The organism is Streptomyces sp. ActVer, assembly GCF_027270795.1.
GTDB classification, from domain to species: Bacteria; Actinomycetota; Actinomycetes; order Streptomycetales; family Streptomycetaceae; genus Streptomyces; species Streptomyces umbrinus_A.
Genome location: NZ_JAPWHT010000033.1, coordinates 24,747 through 39,751, shown reverse-complemented (window position 1 = coordinate 39,751; position 15,005 = coordinate 24,747). Strand labels below are relative to the sequence as shown.

General features: G+C 70.8%; 15 protein-coding genes. 4 read left to right on the top strand and 11 right to left on the bottom strand.

Annotated elements, in window-relative coordinates; all coding sequences use genetic code 11:
* A partial coding sequence (gene hypE, locus O3Q52_RS08365; RefSeq protein WP_269648175.1) for a hydrogenase expression/formation protein HypE occupies positions 1–662 on the top strand: 662 nt, incomplete at its 5' end.
* Between the two features lie 93 nt (positions 663–755).
* On the opposite strand, the gene O3Q52_RS08360 is transcribed toward hypE, so the two are convergent.
* The 8 genes from O3Q52_RS08360 to O3Q52_RS08325 form a co-directional block, all read right to left on the bottom strand.
* The gene (locus O3Q52_RS08360) at positions 756–1,178 is read right to left on the bottom strand and encodes an Hsp20/alpha crystallin family protein (protein ID WP_269648174.1); all 423 of its coding nucleotides are present in this window, start codon (positions 1,176–1,178) and stop codon (positions 756–758) included.
* Positions 1,179–1,325: 147 nt separating this feature from the next.
* Positions 1,326–2,249 carry a carbamate kinase gene (locus tag O3Q52_RS08355; protein ID WP_269648173.1) on the bottom strand — a complete coding sequence of 308 codons (924 nt, stop codon included), beginning with the start codon at positions 2,247–2,249 and terminating at the stop codon, positions 1,326–1,328.
* Positions 2,250–2,252: 3 nt separating this feature from the next.
* Positions 2,253–3,254, bottom strand: a complete 1,002-nt coding sequence (argF, locus tag O3Q52_RS08350) for an ornithine carbamoyltransferase (protein WP_269648172.1) — start codon at positions 3,252–3,254, stop codon at positions 2,253–2,255.
* A 36-nt stretch (positions 3,255–3,290) separates the two neighbouring features.
* A complete protein-coding gene (locus O3Q52_RS08345) occupies positions 3,291–4,514 on the bottom strand; it encodes an arginine deiminase (protein ID WP_269648171.1) in 1,224 nt (407 codons plus the stop codon).
* Between the two features lie 28 nt (positions 4,515–4,542).
* Positions 4,543–6,066 carry an APC family permease gene (locus O3Q52_RS08340; RefSeq protein ID WP_269648170.1) on the bottom strand — a complete coding sequence of 508 codons (1,524 nt, stop codon included), beginning with the start codon at positions 6,064–6,066 and terminating at the stop codon, positions 4,543–4,545.
* A 195-nt stretch (positions 6,067–6,261) separates the two neighbouring features.
* On the bottom strand, positions 6,262–6,702 hold the full coding sequence (locus O3Q52_RS08335; RefSeq protein ID WP_269648169.1) for a pyridoxamine 5'-phosphate oxidase family protein: 441 nt from the start codon (positions 6,700–6,702) through the stop codon (positions 6,262–6,264).
* 225 nt (positions 6,703–6,927) lie between these two features.
* A complete protein-coding gene (locus O3Q52_RS08330; RefSeq protein ID WP_269648168.1) occupies positions 6,928–7,614 on the bottom strand; it encodes a pyridoxamine 5'-phosphate oxidase family protein in 687 nt (228 codons plus the stop codon).
* 19 nt (positions 7,615–7,633) lie between these two features.
* Positions 7,634–8,701, bottom strand: a complete 1,068-nt coding sequence (locus O3Q52_RS08325; RefSeq protein WP_269648167.1) for a zinc-dependent alcohol dehydrogenase family protein — start codon at positions 8,699–8,701, stop codon at positions 7,634–7,636.
* Positions 8,702–8,974: 273 nt separating this feature from the next.
* Between O3Q52_RS08325 and O3Q52_RS08320 the strand changes: the two genes are divergently transcribed.
* Both O3Q52_RS08320 and O3Q52_RS08315 read left to right on the top strand, forming a co-directional pair.
* Positions 8,975–9,676, top strand: coding sequence for a CBS domain-containing protein (locus O3Q52_RS08320; protein WP_189838917.1), 702 nt, complete (start codon positions 8,975–8,977; stop codon positions 9,674–9,676).
* Positions 9,677–9,819: 143 nt separating this feature from the next.
* Positions 9,820–10,215 (top strand): STAS domain-containing protein, encoded by a 396-nt coding sequence (locus O3Q52_RS08315; RefSeq protein WP_269648166.1) that lies wholly within the window; start codon positions 9,820–9,822, stop codon positions 10,213–10,215.
* Positions 10,216–10,527: 312 nt separating this feature from the next.
* Here the strand turns inward: O3Q52_RS08315 and O3Q52_RS08310 are convergent, their stop codons facing one another.
* Positions 10,528–11,424 (bottom strand): universal stress protein, encoded by an 897-nt coding sequence (locus O3Q52_RS08310; RefSeq protein ID WP_269648165.1) that lies wholly within the window; start codon positions 11,422–11,424, stop codon positions 10,528–10,530.
* Between the two features lie 200 nt (positions 11,425–11,624).
* Positions 11,625–11,771 (bottom strand): hypothetical protein, encoded by a 147-nt coding sequence (locus tag O3Q52_RS08305; protein ID WP_269648164.1) that lies wholly within the window; start codon positions 11,769–11,771, stop codon positions 11,625–11,627.
* 54 nt (positions 11,772–11,825) lie between these two features.
* Between O3Q52_RS08305 and O3Q52_RS08300 the strand changes: the two genes are divergently transcribed.
* A complete protein-coding gene (locus tag O3Q52_RS08300) occupies positions 11,826–11,984 on the top strand; it encodes a hypothetical protein (RefSeq protein ID WP_269648163.1) in 159 nt (52 codons plus the stop codon).
* A 278-nt stretch (positions 11,985–12,262) separates the two neighbouring features.
* Here O3Q52_RS08300 and O3Q52_RS08295 read toward each other — a convergent pair whose 3' ends face one another.
* Positions 12,263–15,004 (bottom strand): HAD-IC family P-type ATPase, encoded by a 2,742-nt coding sequence (locus O3Q52_RS08295; protein WP_269648162.1) that lies wholly within the window; start codon positions 15,002–15,004, stop codon positions 12,263–12,265.
* Position 15,005: the final 1 nt, after the last annotated feature.

The following is a 15,005-nucleotide window of genomic DNA, read 5'->3' as shown; positions in this document are numbered from 1 at the left end:
GCGCCGCCGAGGTCCCCGTCGTGACGGGCGACACCAAGGTTGTGGGCCGGGGTGCGGCCGACAAGGTCTTCATCAACACCACCGGAGTCGGGCAGCGCCACCATGCGCTGCGCCCGTCCGCCGCACTGGCCCGCCCCGGCGACGCGATCCTGCTCTCCGGACCGATCGGGCTGCACGGCACCACCGTGCTGTCCACCCGCGAGGGCCTCGGCTTCGAGAGCGACATCGCTTCCGACAGCCGGCCCCTGCACCGGATCGTTCACGCCTTGGCGCCACTCGGCCGGCACGTCCACACGCTGCGCGACCCGACCCGCGGCGGACTGGCCGCCGCCCTCAACGAGATCGCGCGCGACGCGTCCATCGCCCTGGAGGTCGAGGACAGCTCCATCCCCGTGCCGGACGCTGTCGCCTCCGCCTGCGACCTGCTCGGCCTCGACCCCTTGATCGTTGCCAACGAGGGCTGCCTCGTTGCGTTCGTCTCCCCCACGGCTGCCGACGAGGCCCTCGCGGCCATTCGCTCAGTCCCCGAGGGCTCGGACGCCGTGCGAATCGGGGAAGTCCTGCCGGACGGACCTCCCGGACGGGTGGTCCTGCGCACACTGGTCGGAGCGCGGCGCGTGGTGGACATGCCTCTGGGGGAGCAACTCCCCCGAATCTGCTGACCGTTGACCGTCGCCGGCCTCGGTACGGGCGCAGGTCTGCGCGGCCGGAACGGGTGCCGGCCGCGCAGACGACGTGCGATGCGGAACGCATGTTCAGGCGTTGCGCACGGGAATGGTCCTGGTTCCCGTCTTCGCCTCCGGAACCGGGACCGTGATCGTCAGGACTCCGTCCTTGTACTCCGCGGTGGCGTCGTCACCCTGTGCCCCGGCCGGGAGCCGGACCGCACGGGTGAACGTGCCGTAGCGGAACTCCGTGTGGTGCTTCTCGGTCGTCTCCTCGCCTCGCTCGGCGCGCAGCGTCAGGACGCCCTCCGTGACGCTGATCTCGGCGTCCTTGGCGGGGTCGATGCCGGGCAGCTCGGCCCGCAGGACGTACGTCCCGTCGGTCAGGCGCTCCTCGATACGGATGCCGTGCAGGCCCGGAGCCGTGTGCACACCGGGGAATCCGGTCTCGATCCAGCCGAACAGTTCGGGCAGCAGCGGCCAGCCCGGCAGCCGCTCGATCATGCCGCTCATGTCACCCTTCTTTCCTGTGTCGTGTCCGCTCTGCTGTTCCTCCTTCTCCACTTCCAGCCTCGTGCGGCAGGGGCCCGACGCGCGTGGGCCGAACGGCCCCCGTGAGGCCAGGTCGGGCCCTGTCCGACGGCAGGTCGCCCGTATCTGTCACCCCACGGTCAGGTCCGGCCGGACGAGCGTACCCGACCTGCCGTGGACGATCTCGTACGCCGCGTCGAGGGCACCGATCGCGGCCAGCCCTCCCGTGCGTTCGACGAACCGGGCGGCTGCCTCGGACTTCGGCCCCATCGAACCGTCGGGGAATCCACCCTTGCGCAGTTCGGCGGGTGTTGCGTCGAGGACCGGCCGCTGGTCCGGGGTGCCGTAGCCGGCGTAGACGTTCGGCACGTCGGTGAGGATGAGCAGGAAGTCGGCCCGCAGCTCCTCGGCGAGCAACGCCGCGGTGAGGTCCTTGTCGATGACGGCTTCGGCTCCCGACAGCGCTCCGGTGTCGTCGTCGGTGGTGACGGGTACGCCGCCACCACCGGCGCAGATCACCAACGTGCCGTTGCTCAGCAGTTCGTGGATGGTGTCGGCCTCCACGACCCGCTCGGGCACCGGGGAGGCGACGACGCGCCGCCACCCCTTGGTGTCCTCGGCGATGTGCCAGCCGCGCTCACGGGCGAGTGCCCGCGCCACTGCCCGGGGGTACACCTGGCCGACGAACTTCGTGGGGTGGTCGAAGCCGGGGTCGTCCGCCCGTACGAGCGTGTGGGTGACGAGGGCCGCGATCCGGCGTCCGGGCAGGGCGTTGTGCAGGGTACGGGCCAGCAGCGAACCGATCAGCCCCTGCGTCTGGGCACCGAGCAGATCCAGGGGATACGGGGCGCTCAGGGCGGGATCGTCGGCGCTCTCGACGGCGAGCAGACCGATCTGGGGACCGTTGCCATGGGTGACGACGATCTCGTGCTCCTGGGCCAGGGCGGCGATGGCGTTGGCCACGCGGTCGATGTTCGCCTGCTGGACGGCCGCGTCGGGGCGTTCGCCCCGGTGCAACAGGGCGTTGCCGCCGAGGGCGACGACGATACGCATGGCTCAGTCCTCCAGCGTGGCGACGAGTACGGCCTTGATGGTGTGCAGCCGGTTCTCCGCCTGGTCGAAGACGATCGAGGCAGGTGAGGTGAAGACCTCGTCGGTGACCTCCAGGGCGTCCAGGCCGTAGTTGCGGAGCACGTCTCGTCCCAGGCGGGTGCGCCGGTCGTGCAGGGCGGGCAGGCAGTGCATGAACCTGACATCGGGGTTGCCGGTGGCCGCCAGCGTCTTGTCGTTGACCTGGTAGGGCAGCAACAGTTCGATGCGCTCTCCCCAGGTCTCGGCTGCTTCGCCCATCGAGACCCAGACGTCGGTGTGCAGGAAGTCGGCGCCGCGCACTGCGGTCTCGACGTCCTCGGTGAGGGTGATCCGGGCTCCGCTGCGTTCGCCGATCGACCGGCACGTGGCGACCAGGTCGGGCTCCGGCCACAGCGCCCCGGGCGCGGCGATCCGTACGTCCATGCCGAGCAGCGCACCCATCGACAGCAGGGAGTTGCCCATGTTGTTGCGGGCGTCGCCGAGATAGCAGTAGCCGATGTCCGGCAGTGGCTTGCGGCTGTGCTCGCGCATGGTGAGGACGTCGCACAGGCTCTGCGTGGGGTGCGCCGTGTCGGTCAGGCCGTTGTAGACCGGGACACCGCAGTGAGCGGCGAGTTCCGTGACGACGGACTGGGCGGAACCGCGGTACTCGATTGCGTCGAACATCCTGCCCAGCACGCGGGCGGTGTCGGCCATGGACTCCTTGGTGCCGACGTGGGTGTCGCCGGGGCCGAGGTAGGTGGTGGCGGCTCCCTGGTCGGCGGCGGCGACCTCGAAGGCGCAGCGGGTGCGGGTGGAGGTCTTGTCGAAGATCAGCGCGAGGTGCTTGCCGGTCAGCCGGGGCTTTTCGGTGCCCGCGCGCCTGACCGCCTTGAGGTCGGCGGCCAGGTCCAGGAGGTGGTGGATCTCGGAGGCGGTGAAGTCGAGTTCGCTCAGGTAGGAGCGGCCTCGCAGGTTCGGGGTCATGTCTGTTCCTCGCTCTGGCGTGGCGGGCATGGCCGGTCAGGCGACCGGATCGCGTTCGATCGGGCAGCTCATGCAGCGCGGGCCCCCGCGCCCCCGGCCGAGTTCGGCGCCGGCGATGGTGACGATCTCGATGCCCTGCTTGCGCAGATAGGTGTTGGTGGTGACATTGCGCTCGTAGCCGACGATGACGCCGGGGGCGAGTGCGAGGAAGTTGCTGCCGTCGTCCCACTGTTCGCGCTCGGCGTTGCGGATGTCCTGCGGCGCGGAGAGCATCCGGACCTTGTCCAGGTCCAGGGCCTCGGCCAGAGCGGTCGCCAGATCGGTGTTCGAGGTGACCGCGAAGCCGGTCTCGTGGGCGCTGCTGGGTCGCAGCGTCCACGAGCGCAGGGAGTCGGCGAGGCCCGGGTAGATGGTGAAGGCGTCCCGGTCGACCATGGTCACCACGGTGTCGAGGTGCATGTAGGCACGGGCGGCGGGAAGTTGGACGGCGATCAGACGGTCGGCCGTGCCGGCGGCGAAGAGGCGGGCTGCCAGGTTCTCCACGGCCTGGGCCGTGGTGCGCTCGCCCATGCCGACCATGACGGCTCCGTTGCCCAGGACGTGGACGTCACCGCCCTCGAGGGTGGCCGGGCCCCCGGCCACCCCGTCCATGATCGGTTCGGGGGCGGCTCCGGCGAACCTGGGATGGAAGCGGTAGATCACTGCGGAGTGCAGGCTCTCCCGCCGCCGGGCGGGCTTGGCCATGGGGTTGACCGAGAGCTGGTCGTAGATCCAGCAGGAATTGTCTCTTGGGAACAGGTGGTTGGGCAGTGGGGCGAGAACGAAGTCCTCGGAGTCCAGCGCGTTCCAGACCAGGCTGTCCGGGCTGGCGAGCGGCAGGTCGCTCCTGAGGAGCCCGCCGATCAGAAAGCCGGCCAGGGTCTCGCCGTCCAACTCGGCACACAGTTCCCGTACCGGATCCGCCAGAGCCGGGCCGACAGTGGCCGAGGTGACGACCTGGTCCAGGAGCCAGGTGCGGGCAGTGGGTATGTCGAGGGTCTGGGCGAGCAGTTCCGCGAAGTAGTGCACACGGACGCCCTGGTCGCGCAGGGCCTGGGCGAAGGCGTCGTGTTCCTCACGGGCCCGCTTGGCCCACAGGATGTCGTCGAAGAGCAGTGCGTCGACGTTGCGGGGGGTCAGTCGGGAGAGTTCGAGTCCGGGGCGGTGGAGGATCACCTGGCGGAGGCGGCCGACTTCGGAGTCGACGTGGAAGGTGCTCATGGCTGGGGCTCCTTGGAGGCCGGGGTCGTCAGTCGTGGTGGCTGGTGAACTTCCGCGGACCCGGGGTCCGGCTCTCGCGGGTTCCGCGGGTGATCCGCTTGGCCGGTGCCGGGGTCTCCGGTGCCCTGGCCTCGGGCTCGTCGGCCGAGGGAATCGCCGTCGGCCGCTGCGTGCCCCGCTCGCCGTACTCACCCCGGCCGCGCTTCAGCCAGACGTAGACCGGCAGCCCCAGCAGGAGCACGAACAGCCCGTAGTAGACGGTCTGGTAGCCGCTGCCCTGGATCGACCAGTAGGAGAAGGCCATCGCCAGCACGGAAACGGTGACGTCCCGCGCGAGCCGCCGCTTGCCGAGGCTTTCCCGGCCGCGCACCAGCAGCCAGTACAGCTGGGCGGCGGCGGAGAACAGATACGGGATCACCGCGGTGAGCACGCTCAGCAGCACGATCTTGGTGAAGACATCCTCGAAGCGCGTGTAGCTGAACACCGTGATCAACGAGGCGAGGACGGTGGACGCCACGATGCCGAAGACCGGGACGCCGCCGGCACCACGCAGCTTCGCGAAGGCCCCGGGGAAGAGTCCGTCGCGGGCAGCGGCGTACGGCATCTCGGCGCAGATCATGGTCCAGCCGTTCAGCGCGCCGATACCGGAGATGATCGCGGCCACGGCCACGGCGTCGCCCGCCCAGGTCCCGCCGAAGATGTTGTTCGCGGCGTCGGTGAACGGTGCGGTGGATGCGCCCAGTTCGCCGTGCGAGACCGTGCCGAAGACGGCGAGGGTGCCCAGGATGTAGATGACGGCGCAGGCCAGGGTGCCGTACACGGTGGCGCGCGGCACGTTGCGTCCGGGCTCGCGTACCCGCCCGGCGACCACGGAGGCGGCTTCCAGGCCCAGGTAGCTGAACAGGGCGATGGCCGCCGCCGCCGAGATCGCGCCCAGCGCGGACTGCCCACTGGCGTTGAAGGTGCCGAAGTTGTCCGGGTCGATGAACAACAGACCGATCGAGGCCATGAAGACCAGCGGAATGAACTTCAGGACGGTCGTGACCACCTGGAAGGCACCCGTGTTCTTCGCGCCGGTGAGGTTGATCGCGGCGGGGATCCACAGGCCGACCAGGGCGATGAGCACCGAAGTCCCGGTGCGGTGACCGGTGTTGACGAAGACCTCGACGTACCCGACCCAGGCCACCACGATGGCGGCGTTGCCCGCCCAGGCGGTGATCCAGTACGACCAGGCGTTGAGGAACCCGGCGAACTCACCGAAGGCCTCTCGGGCGTACACGTACGGACCTCCGCTGCCCGAGACCCGATTGGACAACGACCCGAAGGTCACCGCCAGTGCCAGAGCTCCGAGGGTCACGGCGACAAAAGCCACCAGCGAGATCGGCCCGTACGGTGCGAGAGCCGACGGGAGCGCGAAGACTCCGGTGCCGATGATGCTGCCGATCACCAGCGCGGTCGCCGCCGGAAGTCCGAGCGCCTGTTGTCTGTCGGGGGGTTGGGCCACCGCCCCCGTGCCGTCGGCATGTTCGGGTCCTCGCTCGGTCGCGGACATGGCTGCGCTCCTTCATCTGACCGTTCCAGCAGGGGAGTTGATCTGAGACCGATCCTGCTGCGCGGAAGCATCCGCGGTCAGTGGCCACGTGTCCCCCGGCGGGACCGTTGGTCCCTACGACCCCGTCCCGATCGGCCCATCGATGACAGGGGCGCGCCCCGCACCAGCCGGGTGCGGGGCGCGTGGCGCGGGCGTTCAGGAGGAGAGGTCCACCCCGTAGATCGTGCGCCCGCCGACCAGTTCACGACCGGTGACCAGCTCGGCCTCGATGCGTACGAAGACTTCCTCGGGCGCGGCGACCCAGGAGCGCGGGCCGGTCAGGGACAGCCGCCTGTGCTCGGCGGCATCGGTGACCACGGTGGCGTGTCCGGTGACGACGACGCTCCAGCCGGAGTGCGCGACGGCGTCGAGCTCGTCCGCCTCGAAGGCGACCACCGCACCGTCGACAGCGCGGGACAGTTCCGAATCCGCCGCGGTGCGGAGCAGCACGGCGGAATCACCGTCCAGGGCGAAGTTGACCGGCAGGACCGCGGGCAGGGCGTGACGGGTATGGACAATGCGGCCGACGGGCGCCCCGGTCAACAGACGCAGACACTCCTGCCGGTCGAGTTCGCGGAATCCGTCGTTGGGATGCATCGGACGCTCCAGCTCTCACGTGGTGCAGCGGTATGTGTCCCATGCTGTGCGCCGGTGGCGGCGGGGACGAGAGCCCACCGGTCCACGACTGCCGGAGAGTGGCCCCGGCGGTGTCGCCCGCGGGCACGCGCCTGAGCATTTCGCCGTTACGTCGTGGGACGGCCCGGGCCCTCCCACGACGTAACGGCCGTACCGGCCGCGTCTCCGTTCACACCGCTCGCGGCATCAGCGCACCGTGATCGAGCGCCCGGTGATGTCGGCGAGGTCGATACACACCCACGTGTTCCGCTCGCCGCCCGCCCATGGGCCGCTGTACGCCCGCTCCTCCAGCCGGCGTACGGCGTCGGGCTCGGTCACCTCGCGTGCGCGTCCGCGCACGAGCACGCTCCAGCCTCGGCTGAGCGCCTCGTCGATGTGGTCGACCTCGAAGGCGACCTGGTGCCCGGCGGCGGCCGCGGGCGCCGAGCCGGGAGCGGTCCGGAAGATGACCGCATCGTCGACGACGCTGTAGTTCACAGGGACGACGACTGGGCCGGTGGGCGTGGACGTGGCGAGTCTTCCGACACCATGCGTCGACATCCGTGCGCGGCACTCCTCGGTGCTCATCTCCACGAGCTTCGGGTGACCGGCGGCCCGGCCTACACCGGGCGGCAGGTCGACGTCACCACCGCGCAGAGCGGTGACCGTGGTCTCCAAGGCGTCGGCGAGCCGGATGAGGACGCCGGTGCCGGGCGTGGCGGTGGACTGTTCCTCCAGGTACTGGAGGTAGCTGGGGACCGTACCCGCCCGCTCGGCGGTCTCCTGCCGGGTCAGGCCGAGTTCCCCTCGGCGCTGGGCGATGCGCCGCCCGATGTCGCCCCGTGCGGCGTCCGCCGCCGAGGACGCCGTGTTCGGTGGTGTGTGTTCCGGCATTACCGGTCACTTCCTCCTGTCAGGACGCCCTGACCGTCAGAACGTCGTGCGGCTGCCCGCCGAGGACGACTTTGAGCGCGCCGGTGTCGGCGGCCCGGGAGAAGACGTCGTACGCCTCTTCCATCTGGTCCAGCTGGAAGGTGTGGGTGACCATCGACGAGGCGGGCAGACGGCCCCCTGCCATCATGCGCAGCAGCGTCGGCGTGGAGGACGTGTCGACCAGCCCGGTGGTGATCGTCACGTTCTTGATCCACAGGTCTTCGAGGTGCAGCAGGGCGGGCTTGCCGTGCACACCGACGTTGGCCACGTGTCCGCCCGGCCGCACCATGCGCGTGCACGTCTCGAAGGCTTCCGGGACTCCGACCGCTTCGACGACGACGTCGGCCCCGAGGCCTTCGGTGAGGTCGGCGACCAGCGATTCGGCCTCGCCCGCGACCGCCACGGCGTCGGCGCCGAGGTGCTTGGCCGCCTCCAGCCGGGCCGGGGCGAGGTCCACGGCGATGATCTTCTCGGGGGTGTACAGCCGGGCGGTGGCGATCGCGGCGAGGCCGATGGGACCGGCGCCCACGACGGCGACGGTGTCTCCGGGCCGTACGCGGCCGTTGAGCACACCCACCTCGTAGGCCGTGGGGAAGATGTCGGCCAGCAGCACGGCGTCCTTGCTGTCCAAGGCGCCTGGAAGCAGGTGCGTGGACAGGTCGGCGTGGGGCACGCGGACGTACTCGGCCTGCGTGCCGTTGATCAGGTGGCCGAGGATCCAGCCTCCTCCGCCGCGGCACTGCCCGTACGATCCCTCCCGGCAGAAGCGGCAGCGGCCGCACGCCGTGATGCACGAGACGAGCACCCGGTCGCCGGGACGAACGGTGCGTACGTCGCTGCCGACCTCGACGATCTCGCCGACGGCCTCGTGGCCGAGGACCGTTCCCGGACGTACCTCGGGTACGTCGCCCTTGAGGATGTGCAGGTCCGTTCCGCAGATGGTGACGGTGTCGACGCGGACGACCGCGTCGGTGGCGTCCTGGATGCCGGGGTCCGCGACATCCTCCCAGGCGGACTGTCCGGGGCCGTGGAAGACGAGTGCCTTCATGACGATCCCTTTCCTCGGTGTGCCGGCCGGTCGTGGTGACCGCTTCGATGCGAGGCCCCGGTTGCGGCCAACCGGTACCGCCCCACATGTCCAGCCTGACCGGGATGGATGCCGCCCGCATGGGCTGGTCGGTCCCCACCTCAGGAAGACCGGCAGGGCCGGTTCGGGCCGTTCGGCGGCAGGCGGGGCCCATCAGCCCCTGCAGAGCCGTGCCCAGGTACCGGACAGTGGGCGGCACGAACGCTGAGAACCATGCCGAAGGAGGCGGGAGCCATGAGGCACCGCATCGTGAGCGAACTGATGACAACCGAGGTCGTGAGCGTGCGGCAGGACGCGTCTTTCACGGAAATCGCCAAACTGCTCGCTGAGCACGACATCACCGCCGTTCCGGTCGTGGACGACGGCGACCGCCCCGTCGGAGTGGTGTCCGAGGCGGACCTGCTGCGCAGGGAGGCAGGCCGACTCGACACGGCGGCGGGGCCCGGCCTCGACCCTTGGCCCGCCGAACCGGCCAGGGCCGAAGCGACCACGGCTGGTGGGCTGATGACCAGCCCGGCCGTCACCGGCCGTCCGGAGTGGACGGCGGCCGAGGCAGCCCGGACGATGGAACGGAATCGTGTCAAGCGACTGCCGGTGGTGGACGCGAGCGGCCGGCTGATCGGCTTGATCAGCCGTGGCGACCTGCTGCGGGTGTTCCTGCGCGGGGACCGCGCCATCCGCGAGGAGATCACCGGGGACATACTGGTGCACACGCTGGGCATCCCGCCCACAGCGGTGACCGCTCACGTCGTGGACGGCCGGGTCACCCTGCGCGGAACCGTTGAGCGCAGGACCACCATTCCCGTGGTCGTACGGCTGTGCCGCAGCGTGGACGGCGTGGTCGAGGTCTCGGAACACCTGGATCACCGGGTCGACGACACGGACGGTTCGGCATCGGGCATCGACTCCTCGCGACGTGACCAGCTGTCGCCCTGACGAACCGCCGGACCGGCACGCGGCAGTGCGCCGCGACGGCCTCCTCGTCCATACTCCTCACCCCGAGAAGAGTCCCCCGATGGGCCCGGAGGGGTACCGAACGGCCCTACCTCCCGCGTGGCCGTCCGGGTTCTCCTGAGCGCATGAACGAACTCGGACCCCAGCCATTGCCCTGTCTGAGAGCACGCGTCGTCGGCAGCACCACTGTCGTGCGGCTGTGCGGCGAGATCGACATTCTGACCGCGGCGCCGTTGTCGGTGCGTCTCGATGCCCTGACCGCCGGCCCGAGTCCCGAGCTGGTGCTTGACCTGCGACCCGTAACGTTCATCGACTGCAGTGGTCTGGCGGCGCTGTGCCGCGCCCGGAAACGCACAAGGATCCGGGGCGGGCGGCTTCGCCTCGTGACCGGCAGCCCGAGCATTCTGCGGTTGCTGCGCCTGACCGATCTGGCTCGCGCCTTCGAGGTGTACCCGCGCCTCTCCGACGCTCTCGCCGGTACTCCGGGCAAGGGCGACGCCCTGGCCTCCACGGCCGGATGACCGTGCGGCGCATGCCGCCGAACGGGCCGGGGTGAAGAACGGGCCGCCCCGCCCTGCCGGCCGAGGGTGATCCAGCAGTCACTTCGGGCCTCGCCGCCGCACGTACTCATTCTCGTTCTCGGAACCCCGGCGGCGGACACGATGTCCGCCGTCCGCGGGCTCCACGCGGCGAGCGAGGTGGGGTTCGACACCCATGCCCGCGTTCCCCGGCGCGATCAGAGCGGGCGGCGACCGGCACGCGTGAGGGCTCCCGGATCCTCTGGCCGTCGCGAACGCACCTCACCTCGCTGGACCCCCGCTCCGGGCGGTGACTCAGTCATGGGCGATGACAGCCACCGGGCAGGCCACACGGTGCATCGCCTGGCGAACCACCCGTCCCATGTGACTCCCCGTCGTCGCAAGGCGGATTCTGCGGCCCACCACGAGCAGACCCGCGCCCCGTGCGGCATGCGTCACCGTGGGTGCGGGGCGGCCGCGGCACGTATGCACCTGGACATCCACCGACGGATACTTCTTCCGCCACGGGTCGATCAGCTCGGCAAGCGCCCGCTCGGTGTCCCGTCGGCCCGGCGCGTCACCCTCCTGATTCGGGCCGCCCAGCCTGTGCGGGGGCTGCCACGCGTGGATGACGGAGAGGGTGGCACCGCGGTGTTCGGCGGCCTGCAGGGCGAAATCGAGCAGCTCGCCGCACTCGTGCTTCGGGTCCAGAGCGAGCAGTACTTCGCGGTACGGCGTGCTGACGCAGGGGCGGCCGCGGTCATCGGGCACGTGTTCGCGTGCCGCCGTCCAGTCGGCGCGCACCAGCACGACCGGCTGCCGCACCTGGGCCACCGACGCCCATGACACGGAGCCCATGAAGAAGGCGCCCAGTCCGCCCAGCCCCTGGTTGCCGAGGACCAGCAACTCCGCCTTCTCCGCCTCGGCCGCCAACGCCGGAACCGGAAACCTGTTGATCCGTTCCGCGCTGACGCGCAGCCGCGGGTGGGCTTCGCTGACCTGGTCCAGGGTGGTGCGCAGGATTCCGCGCGCCCGGTCCCCCGGCATCCTCGGCTCCGGCAGGGCCGACGGTTCGTCATCGCTCGGCAGTCCCTCCCAGGCGTGTACGAGTCGCAGCGACCGCCCGCGGAGCAACGCCTCCCGGGCCGCCCAGTGCGCCGCGGCGACGCTCTCGCGCGAGCCGTCCAGGCCCACCACGATCGGCTTGGGCATCGTCCTCACCTCCCTACCAGCAGCGTCTCGCAACCCGAGACGTGCTTGGCGTGCGGCCGGCCCACCGGACATCGAACGCAGGCCGGCTCTCCTGCGTGGCCCGGCTCTTGTGCCACCCGCCCCGCGCCCTCGGGCGTACATCGATCCCGGCCCTCCCTGGTGTGCCCATGGGCGGCACGGATCCGGCCGGGTCGGACGGCTCACACGTGCTCGACGCCGGTCGGTGTCTCGTCGAACACCCAGGGGAACTCCGCCGCCCGGGCGTCCGGCGGCGGCTGAAGCACGGTGACCACGGGGCACGCGGCGTGCCGGACGCACTCACGCGCCACGGCGCCGAGAGCGGGCATGGTGATGTCCTCGCGCGGCCCCCTGCCGAGGGCGAGCAGCAGTGCGTGTCGGGCGTGACGCAGCAGGACCGGGGCGGGAAGCCGTGCACGAGCAACGTGCTGATCTGCGCCTCCGGGTCCGGTTCGAGGGGCCGGGCCACGGTCTCGCCCAGGGTCGACGTCGCCCGGCGCCGCTCCTCCTCCGGTGTGGGCAGCCCGGCGGCGGGTGCGTAGGGAGCGCGCAGTGGCGTACTCGGCAGCCAGGCGTGGACGGCCACCACACGGGTCCGCAGCAGTCCTGCCCTGGCTGTCGGCCACCGCGGGGCGGCAAGTGTGGCGGCCGAACCGTCGACGCCCACGACCGCACCCCCGTAGGCCAGTTCCTCCATGACGTTCCCTCGCGATGTCTTCGTCCCGCCGCCCCGATCACCCCTTGACCAAAGCCCTAGGGGCCCGGGATCCGGTGGAACCCGATGCGATCGTCGGGCCGCCGAACCCCGTACGGCCGTGGCCTAGTGTCGGGCGGTCTTCCGCAGGCGCCGGAAGGCCAGTTCGGCGAGGAGCACCGTGGAGGCCGTGGCCAGGCACAGTGCCCATTGCGTCACGTTCAGCGGAACGGTGCCGAAGACCGTGCGCGCCCATGGCACGTGAACGGCGACGACCTGCACGACCAGGACGGCGGCCAGGCACAGCCACAGGGTTCGGTTGCGGAACTGGTGGCGGCCCAGGAGAGGGCCGTCGTCCGCGCGTGCGTTGAGGGCGTTGAACAGCTGGAACAGGACGAACGTGGTGAAGGCCATGGTCAGCGCGGTGTCCGTGCCGGTGCGCTCCCGGGCGAGGGCAAGCAGCGTCACAGTGCCCGTGGCCATTACCGCACCGGCTCGTGTGACGGCGGCCAGCCGGCGGACGCTCAGGATGCGCTCGCCCGGGTCCCGGGGCGCGCGACTCATCACGTCGTTGTCGGCCGGATCGACGGCGAGCGCCATCGCGGGCGGCCCGTCCATGATGATGTTGATCCACAGGAGCTGGGCCGCGGTGAGCGGGGCGGGGAGCCCGGCCAGGGAGGCCCCGAGCAGGGCCAGGATCGCGCCGATGTTGGTGGCCAGCTGGAAGCGGACGAACTTGACGATGTTGTCGTAGATGCTGCGGCCCTCCCGGACCGCGCGCACGATCGTGGAGAAGTCGTCGTCGCTCAGCACCATGTCGGCGGCTTCCTTGGCCACGTCCGTGCCGGTGATCCCCATGGCCACCCCGATGTGGGCGGCGCGCAGCGCGGCGGCGTCGTTCACGCCGTCGCCGGTCATGGCGACGATGTGGCCCCGCTTGGTCAGGGCGCGGACGATCGTGACCTTGTGCTCCGGCGCGACGCGGGCGAACACGCCGACTCCGTCGATGCGTTCGGCGAGCTGATCAGCCGTCATCCGCTCCAGTTCCGCGCCGGTGACGACCTCGCCGGCAATGTCCAGCTCGCGGGCGATCGCCGCCGCGGTGTCGGCGTGGTCACCGGTGATCATTTTGACGGCGACACCTGCCGTGCGGCACAGCGCGACTGCGTCCCGGGCCTGTGGCCGGGGCGGGTCGGCGATCCCGGCCACCGACATCAGCGTCAGACCGGGCAGGGCCGCCCGGCCGCCGTGGTCGGGAGCGGCCGGTGTCCTGTCCACCAGGGCGGTGGCCGCTACGAGAACCCGTAGCCCGGTGTTTCCCAGCCTGGAGGCCACAGCGAGGATCTCGCGCCGTCGATCGTCGTCCAAGGGGCGTATGCCGTCTTCGGTCAGAAGGTCGGTGCAACGGTCGAGGACGACGTCGACCGCGCCCTTGACGTGGACGCGGGTGCGACCGTCGGGTTCCCTGTGGAATGTGGCCATGTACTTCACGGCTGCGTCGAAAGGCACCTCGCCGGAACGGGGCCGGTCCGCGCGCACGGTGTCGGCGTCCACACCGGCTTTGGCCGCGAGCACCACCAGTGCGGCCTCGGTCGGATCACCGATGATGCCGCCGTCCGTCACTCGGGCGTCGTTGCACAGTGCGAAGGGCAGTACCGATTCGCGAAGGTCACCGGTGTGCACGCTGTCCTCACCGGCCCGGACGTCGATGGTGCCCGTGGTCCGGTAGCCCTCCCCCGTCACGTCGTGGAGCCTTCCGCCGGCCCAGAGCGCCCGTACGGTCATTTCGTTGAGGGTCAGTGTGCCGGTCTTGTCGCTGCACACCACGGTCGCCGAACCCAGGGCTTCCACCGCTGCCAGCCGCTTGACGATGGCTCCGCGACGGGCCATGCGGGACACGCCCAGAGCCAACGTCAGCGCCAGGACGGCGGGCAGCCCCTCCGGGATCGCGGCGACGGCCAGTGCCACCGACCGCAGGGCGAGGTCCGAGAGCGCCTCGCCACGGACCAGAGAGACCGCGGCGTAGACGACGACGGCCACTCCGCTCAGCAGAGCGAGCCTCCGGCCGAGGCTGTCCATCTGCGTCTGCAACGGACTGGGCGGTTCCACGCCGGTGCGCAGGGCCTCGGCGATCGCCCCCACCGCGGTGTCCATACCGGTGGCAGTGACGATCATCTCGGCACGCCCGCGGGTCAGGGCGGTGTTCATGAACAGCGCGCTCGTCCGGTCGGCCGTCTCCGCCGTCGCCACGCCGGCGCGATCCACCGCCGTCACGCTCTTGGCGACGGGCTGCGACTCTCCGGTCAAGGCTGCCTCGGCCACCTCCACGGATTCGGCGACGGTCAGTCGGCCGTCGGCCGGTATCCGATCACCGGCTTCCAGGAGCACCACGTCGCCGGGTACAAGCGTCCTGGCCTCCACCAGCCGGATCTCGCCGTCACGGCGGACCTTGGCGGTGGGAACCAGCATCTTGCGCAGCGCTTCCAGGCTCCGCTCGGCCCGTCGTTCCTGCAGGTATCCGAGGACGGCGTTGATCTGCAGGACCACGGTGATCACCACCGCGTCCTTGATGTCCCCGATGGCTCCGGCCACAACGGCGGCGATCAGCAGAATGCCGATGAGCCAGTTGCGGAACTGGTCCAGGAACTTCAGCCACTCCGGGCGGCGGGCCGGTTCGGCCAGCTGGTTCGGGCCGCAGGACTCCGCGCGTCGGGAGACCTCCGCCGTGCGCAGTCCGGTATCCGGGTCGACGCCGAGCCGGGCCGCCACCTCCGTGGCAGGGAGCCGGTAGGCCTCGGGCACCAGCAGCGCGGACGGGTCGTCGGACTCCCGGTCCGGCCGCGCTTCCGTGGTCACTCGCCTGTGCATG

Bases quoted from the DNA above. Each gene is read 5' to 3' on its own strand.
- O3Q52_RS08360 (WP_269648174.1), bottom strand. From the start codon at position 1,178: ATGAGCGGCATGATCGAGCGGCTGCCGGGCTGGCCGCTGCTGCCCGAA.
- O3Q52_RS08355 (WP_269648173.1), bottom strand. From the start codon at position 2,249: ATGCGTATCGTCGTCGCCCTCGGCGGCAACGCCCTGTTGCACCGGGGC.
- argF (WP_269648172.1), bottom strand. From the start codon at position 3,254: ATGACCCCGAACCTGCGAGGCCGCTCCTACCTGAGCGAACTCGACTTC.
- O3Q52_RS08345 (WP_269648171.1), bottom strand. From the start codon at position 4,514: ATGAGCACCTTCCACGTCGACTCCGAAGTCGGCCGCCTCCGCCAGGTG.
- O3Q52_RS08340 (WP_269648170.1), bottom strand. From the start codon at position 6,066: ATGTCCGCGACCGAGCGAGGACCCGAACATGCCGACGGCACGGGGGCG.
- O3Q52_RS08335 (WP_269648169.1), bottom strand. From the start codon at position 6,702: ATGCATCCCAACGACGGATTCCGCGAACTCGACCGGCAGGAGTGTCTG.
- O3Q52_RS08330 (WP_269648168.1), bottom strand. From the start codon at position 7,614: ATGCCGGAACACACACCACCGAACACGGCGTCCTCGGCGGCGGACGCC.
- O3Q52_RS08325 (WP_269648167.1), bottom strand. From the start codon at position 8,701: ATGAAGGCACTCGTCTTCCACGGCCCCGGACAGTCCGCCTGGGAGGAT.
- O3Q52_RS08320 (WP_189838917.1), top strand. From the start codon at position 8,975: ATGAGGCACCGCATCGTGAGCGAACTGATGACAACCGAGGTCGTGAGC.
- O3Q52_RS08315 (WP_269648166.1), top strand. From the start codon at position 9,820: ATGAACGAACTCGGACCCCAGCCATTGCCCTGTCTGAGAGCACGCGTC.
- O3Q52_RS08310 (WP_269648165.1), bottom strand. From the start codon at position 11,424: ATGCCCAAGCCGATCGTGGTGGGCCTGGACGGCTCGCGCGAGAGCGTC.
- O3Q52_RS08305 (WP_269648164.1), bottom strand. From the start codon at position 11,771: ATGCCCGCTCTCGGCGCCGTGGCGCGTGAGTGCGTCCGGCACGCCGCG.
- O3Q52_RS08295 (WP_269648162.1), bottom strand. From the start codon at position 15,004: ATGCACAGGCGAGTGACCACGGAAGCGCGGCCGGACCGGGAGTCCGAC.